Below are 5,557 nucleotides of genomic sequence, written 5' to 3' on the forward strand. Positions count from 1 at the left end.
GCCCCCATCTATGGTCCTGTCGAGGGGTGATCCATTGGACCTGTTCATGGAGCCATTGTGGCGACAGGGTCAAGGCATGGAATTCTTTCTCACCTCCCTCGTCGTCTGTGTGACGCCCGGCACCGGGGTGCTGTTCACGATCGCGGCGGGGCTGTCGCACGGCACGCGGGCCGCGGTGGTCGCGTCCGTCGGGTGCACGCTGGGCGTCGTCCCGCACATGGTGGCCGCGATCACGGGCCTCGCGGCGCTCCTCAACGCCAGCGCGGTCGCCTTCGAGACCCTGAAGTACCTGGGCGTCGCCTATCTGCTGTACATGGCGTGGAGCACCCTGCGGGACAAGAGCGAGCTCACCGCGGAGCGGGAGTCCGAGCCGCGCTCGGCGGGCCGCACGATCCTGACGGCCGTTCTGATCAACGTGCTCAACCCGAAACTGACCCTGTTCTTCTTCGCGTTCCTGCCGCAGTTCGTGAGCACCGACGAGCCGTACGCGCTGCTGCGCATGACGGAGCTGAGCGGCTACTTCATGCTGATGACCTTCGTGGTCTTCCTGGCGTACGGCCGTTTCGCGGCGGCGATGCGACGGCACGTCATCGCCCGCCCCCGCGTCGTCGGCTGGATGCGCCGCACCTTCGCCGCGGCGTTCGCGGCGCTGGGCCTGCGCCTGGCGTTCCTCTGAGGGACCGCGGCGGGGGCTCCGCCGAGGGGGTTCCGTCGCCCGGAAGACCGGCGTACCGTTGACTCAGTCAACGCCAGGTCGGGTGATCCTCATGACGAAACCACCGCGGACGACCGGGGCACCGCCGACGGCGAGCGCCCCCATCCAGGAGATGCGGGCGTTCAACCGCTTCTACACCAACCTCATCGGCGCCCTCGACTACAGCCGCCACCTGTACGTCCCGTACACCCTCACCGAGTCCCGCGTCCTGTACGAACTCGCGCACGCGCCGCACACCGACGCGGCCGACCTGCGGGTCGCGCTCTCGCTCGACGCGGGGTACCTGAGCAGGCTGCTCGCCAGGTTCGAGCGGGACGGCCTGGTGGAGCGGGCGCCGTCCGTGCCCGATCCACGGCGGCAGCGGATCACCCTGACCGCGCGCGGGCGCGACGCCGCCGAGCTGCTCGAAGAGCGCTCGCGGGAAGCGGTGGGGGCGCTCGTCGCGGAGGTGCCCGCCGCCGAGAGGACCCGCCTCACGGCCGCCCTGCGCACCGTCAGGGGCATCCTCGACGGCGGGGGCACCGCCCGGCGACGCCGCAGCGTCCGGCTCCGCGAGCCGGAGGCGGGCGACCTCGGCTGGATCGTCCAGCGCAACGCCGCGCTGTACGCCGCCGAGTACGGCTGGAACACCGACTACGAAGGCCTGGTCGCCCGGATCGTCGCGGATTTCGCCCAGGACCACGACCCGCATCTGGAGCGGGTGTGGATCGCCGACCTCGACGGGCGCCCGGTGGGGAGTGTGATGTGCGTGCGCGACGAGAGTCCGGGCACGGCACGGCTGCGCGTCCTGCTCGTGGAGCCGGACGCGCGCGGCCTCGGCATCGGGGACCAACTGGTCGGCGCCTGCGTGGAGTTCGCGCGCAAAGTCGGGTACAGGGAGCTGGTGCTCTGGACCGTCGACGTGCTCGCCGCCGCCCGCTCGATCTACCAGCGGCACGGCTTCGTCCTCGTCGGCCAGCAGCCGCACCGCGCGTATGGAGCCGACCTCGTCGGCCAGGACTGGCGGCTCCCCCTGCACGACAGGACCGCCTGACACGGGCGTGGCGGCGGGGTTGACCGCACCCCCGCGCCCCCTACTGTCGGGACCATGAAATTCGCCTTCTCCACCCTCGGCGTGCCCGGTCTGCCCCTCGCCGACGTCCTGCGGCTCGCCACCGACCACGGCTACCAGGGCGTCGAGCTGCGCGCACACCCCGAGGAGCCGGTGCACCCGGGGCTCGGGCTCGTCGAACGGGCCGACGTCGCCGCCGACTTCAAGGCCGCCGGGGTGGACATCCTGGCGGTCGCCGGGTACGCGCGCGTGGCCGCGCCCGGCGACGACGGGCCCGTCCTGGACGAGATCCGTTCCCTGGTCGACCTCGCCCGTGACCTCGGCGCCCCCTTCGTGCGCGTCTTCCCCGGCGGCGGCGAGCAGAGCGCGCCGGAGGCGGACGCGACGGCCGCGCGGCGGCTCGGCACCGCCGCGCGGCACGCGGCCGACGCCGGTGTCCGCATCCTCCTGGAGACCCACGACTCGCACCGCACGGGAGCCGACGCCACGCGCGTCCTCGGCACGGTCGGGCACCGCCAGGTCGGCGCCCTGTGGGACGTCATGCACACCTGGCTCGGCGGCGAGCCGGTCACCGACAGCTTCGCCGCCCTCGCCCCCTATCTCGGCTACGTCCAGGTCAAGGACATCGCCTCCGCACAGGACACCACCCCGCTGGCGCTCGGCGCGGGCGCGCTCCCGCTCGCCGAGATCGTGGCGCTGCTCAGCTCGGAGGGCTGGGAAGGCTGGCTGTGCTGGGAGTACGAGAAGCGCTGGTACGAGGCGGCGGCACCGCTGCCGGGTCTGCTGGGACCGGGCCGTGACCACCTGTCACGCCTGCTGAGCCGCTCGGCCTGACAGCACGGCCGCCCCTGCCGAACGAGGTGAGCGCCACGCCGCCCACGAGCAGCGCCGCCGCGCACCACCGCGGGCCGCTCACCGGCTCGCCGAGGACGAGCGCCGCGGAGGACACGCCGAAGACCGGCACGAGCAGCGAGAAAGGGGCGACCGTGGAGGCGGGGTAGCGGCGCAGCAGGAAGCCCCAGGCGCCGAAGCCGAAGACGGTCGTGACCCAGGCGACGTAGACGATGATGCCCGCGCCCTGCCAGTCGAGGGAGCGCAGGGCCGCCGCGTCCCGCCCGGGGCCTTCGAGGAGGAGGGAGAGGCCGAGCAGCGGGAGCACGGGGACGGTGCTCACCCACACCATGAAGTTGAGCGAGTCCGACGGCGAGGCCTTGCGGGTCAGCACGTTGGACACGCCCCAGCAGGCCGCGGCGCCGACCACGAGCGCGAAGGCGGTGAGCGGTCCCGCCGCGCCCTCGTCGACCGCCGCGACGCCGATCCCGGCGAGGGCGATCACCATGCCGAGCACCCGCACCCGCCCCGGCCGCTCGCTCAGCGCCACGGCGGCGAAGAGGGCGGTGAAGACAGCCTGGACCTGGAGGACGAGGGAGGAGAGACCGGCGGGCATCCCGGCGTCCATGCCGACGAAGAGCAGCCCGAACTTGGCCACCCCGAGCGCGAGTCCGACCCCGGCGATCCACTTCCACGCGACCTTCGGCCGCCCCACGAAGAAGACGGCGGGCAGCGCGGCGACGAGGAAGCGCAGGGCGGAGAAGAGGAGCGGCGGAAAGTGGTCGAGCCCCACGTCGATGACGACGAAGTTGACGCCCCATACGGCGGCGACGAGGACGGCCAGACAGACATGAACGGGTCGCATGCGTCGAGGATCACCCGGCCCGACCATGTAGGACCAGCACGGATATCTGCATGATGGGATGTAGCAACGCTTACGAATCCCCGAGGAATTGGAGCGGTCGGCCCATGCTGGATCTCGCCAGGCTGCGCGCCCTGCACGCCGTCTCGGTGCACGGCACGGTGGGCGCGGCGGCCACCGCGCTCGGGTACACGCCGTCGGCGGTCTCCCAGCAGATAGCCAAGCTGGAGCGCGAGACCCGCACCACGCTCCTCGAACGCCGGGGCCGGGGCGTCGCCCTCACGGAGGAGGCCCTGCGTCTCGTGGAGACGGCCGGGCAGTTGATGGCCCTCGTCGAGCGGGCCGAGACCGAGCTGGAGGAGCGGCGCGGGGTCCCCGCGGGGCGGCTCACCATCGCCGCGTTCGCCTCGGCCGCGCGGGGGCTCATGCCACAGGTCCTCGCCGGTCTCGCGCGGCGGCACCCGGCGCTGGACGCCCGGATGACGGAGGTCGATCCGCATCTCTCCGTCGACCTGGTGGCCAAGGGGGCGGTCGATATGGCGGTCGCCCACGACTGGGACATCGCTCCGCTGCCCGCGCCGCCCGGAGTGGAGCAGGCCGTCATCGGGGACGACCTCTGCGACCTCGTCGTCCCGGCCGGGCACCGGCTCGCCGGGCGTTCCTCCGTACGCCGTGCGGAGCTGCGGGACGAGCGCTGGATCACGCAGCCGCCGGGGCTCGTCTGCCACGAGTGGCTGGTGCGTACGCTGCGGGAGGCGGGCTGCGAACCCGACATCGCGCACATGGCGGAGGAGAATCCGACGCTGGTCGCGCTGGTCGCCGCGGGGCTCGGCATCGCGCTGATCCCCCGCCTCGGCCGCGGGCCGCTGCCGCCGGACGCGGTCACCGTCAGCCTCGATCCGCTGCCGGTGCGGCGGCTGTACGCGCTCTGGCGGACCGGCGCGTCCCGGCGCCCCGCGATCACGGCCACGGTCCAGGCGTTGCAGACACACTGGCCCGTCTGAACAACCCCCGTACCACTTCGCGGAAACCGGGAACCCCGGCCCGCCCCCGATCGTCCAAGCGGCACGCTGTCGGTGAGTCTCCGCAGGGCGGTGTCGGCATCGCTGCTGGCTGCGAACGCTGACCACCCTCTCCGCCGCCTGCGGCCGGCAGCCCGCCGTCACCGGTGCGCCCCCCTCCACACAGCGCCGGTGGCGGCCCCCCGGGGCCCACGGCCCTTGACCGGCAGAAATCTTCGGGATATCCGTAGCTCCTGAAAGTTTCCTCCGGCCCGCAGGAGCGCCCGTGCCGCAGCCCGACGACCACACCCTCCGCACCCTCATCGCCAAGATGAGCCTGGAGGAGAAGGTCGGCCAGCTCTTCGTGATGCACGTGTACGGGCACACGGCCACCGCACCCGACCAGCGGGACATCGACATCAACCGCGCGGAACTCGGCGTCGACGACGCGGCCGGGCTGATCGCCCGCTACCACCTCGGCGGCGTCATCTACTTCGGCTGGGCCCACAACACCCGCGACCCGCACCAGATCGCCGCCCTCTCCCGGGGCATCCAGCGGGCGGCGGCCGAGGCGCTCCCCTCCGGCATCCCCGTACTGATCTCGGTGGACCAGGAGCACGGCGCGGTGGCCCGCGTCGGCGCCCCGGCGACGCTCCTGCCCGGCGCGATGGCGCTCGGCGCGTCCGGCTCGCCGGAGCACGCCCGCGAGGCCGCCCGGATCGCGGGCACGGAGCTGCGCGCCCTCGGCATCCGCCAGAACCACGCCCCGGACGCGGACGTGAACGTCGACCCGGCCAACCCGGTCATCGGCGTGCGCTCCTTCGGCTCCGACCCGGACGCGGTCGCCGCCCTCGTGACGGCGCAGATCGAGGGCTACCGGAGCGGGGGCGTCACGACCGCGGCCAAGCACTTCCCCGGGCACGGCGACACCATGGACGACAGCCACACGGAGCTGCCGCACATCCACCACACCCGCGAGGAGTGGGACACCTACGACGCGCCGCCCTTCCGTGCCGCGATCGCCGCGGGCGTCGACTCGGTGATGACGGCGCACATCGTGGTGCCCGCCCTCGACCCGTCGGGCGACCCCGCGACCC

At 73.2% G+C, this 5,557-nt stretch carries 5 protein-coding genes and 1 pseudogene; 5 read left to right on the top strand and 1 reads right to left on the bottom strand.

The window, feature by feature from the left end:
• Positions 1-76 precede the first annotated feature (76 nt).
• The 3 genes and pseudogenes from AB8Z36_RS30155 to AB8Z36_RS30165 form a co-directional block, all read left to right on the top strand.
• Positions 77-676, top strand: coding sequence for a LysE family translocator (locus AB8Z36_RS30155; protein WP_369216559.1), 600 nt, complete (start codon positions 77-79; stop codon positions 674-676).
• Between the two features lie 91 nt (positions 677-767).
• On the top strand, positions 768-1,748 hold the full coding sequence (locus AB8Z36_RS30160) for a bifunctional helix-turn-helix transcriptional regulator/GNAT family N-acetyltransferase (protein ID WP_369216560.1): 981 nt from the start codon (positions 768-770) through the stop codon (positions 1,746-1,748).
• Between the two features lie 54 nt (positions 1,749-1,802).
• Positions 1,803-2,477 (top strand): annotated as a pseudogene (locus AB8Z36_RS30165) (sugar phosphate isomerase/epimerase family protein); the annotation flags it as partial.
• On the opposite strand, the gene AB8Z36_RS30170 reads toward AB8Z36_RS30165, so the two are convergent.
• Positions 2,467-3,462, bottom strand: a complete 996-nt coding sequence (locus tag AB8Z36_RS30170) for an EamA family transporter (RefSeq protein WP_369216561.1) — start codon at positions 3,460-3,462, stop codon at positions 2,467-2,469. The pseudogene AB8Z36_RS30165 and the gene AB8Z36_RS30170 sit on opposite strands and share 11 nt — an antisense overlap.
• Positions 3,463-3,566: 104 nt before the next feature.
• Here AB8Z36_RS30170 and AB8Z36_RS30175 point away from each other — a divergent pair, with 104 nt between their 5' ends.
• Entirely contained in the window at positions 3,567-4,463 is an 897-nt protein-coding gene (locus tag AB8Z36_RS30175; RefSeq protein ID WP_369216562.1) for a LysR family transcriptional regulator, read from the top strand.
• A 283-nt stretch (positions 4,464-4,746) separates the two neighbouring features.
• Positions 4,747-5,557: glycoside hydrolase family 3 protein (locus tag AB8Z36_RS30180; RefSeq protein WP_440582032.1), on the top strand; the 811-nt coding region annotated here is incomplete at its 3' end.

The sequence above is a fragment of the Streptomyces flavofungini genome, assembly GCF_041028215.1.
Classification (GTDB): Bacteria; Actinomycetota; Actinomycetes; order Streptomycetales; family Streptomycetaceae; genus Streptomyces; species Streptomyces flavofungini_B.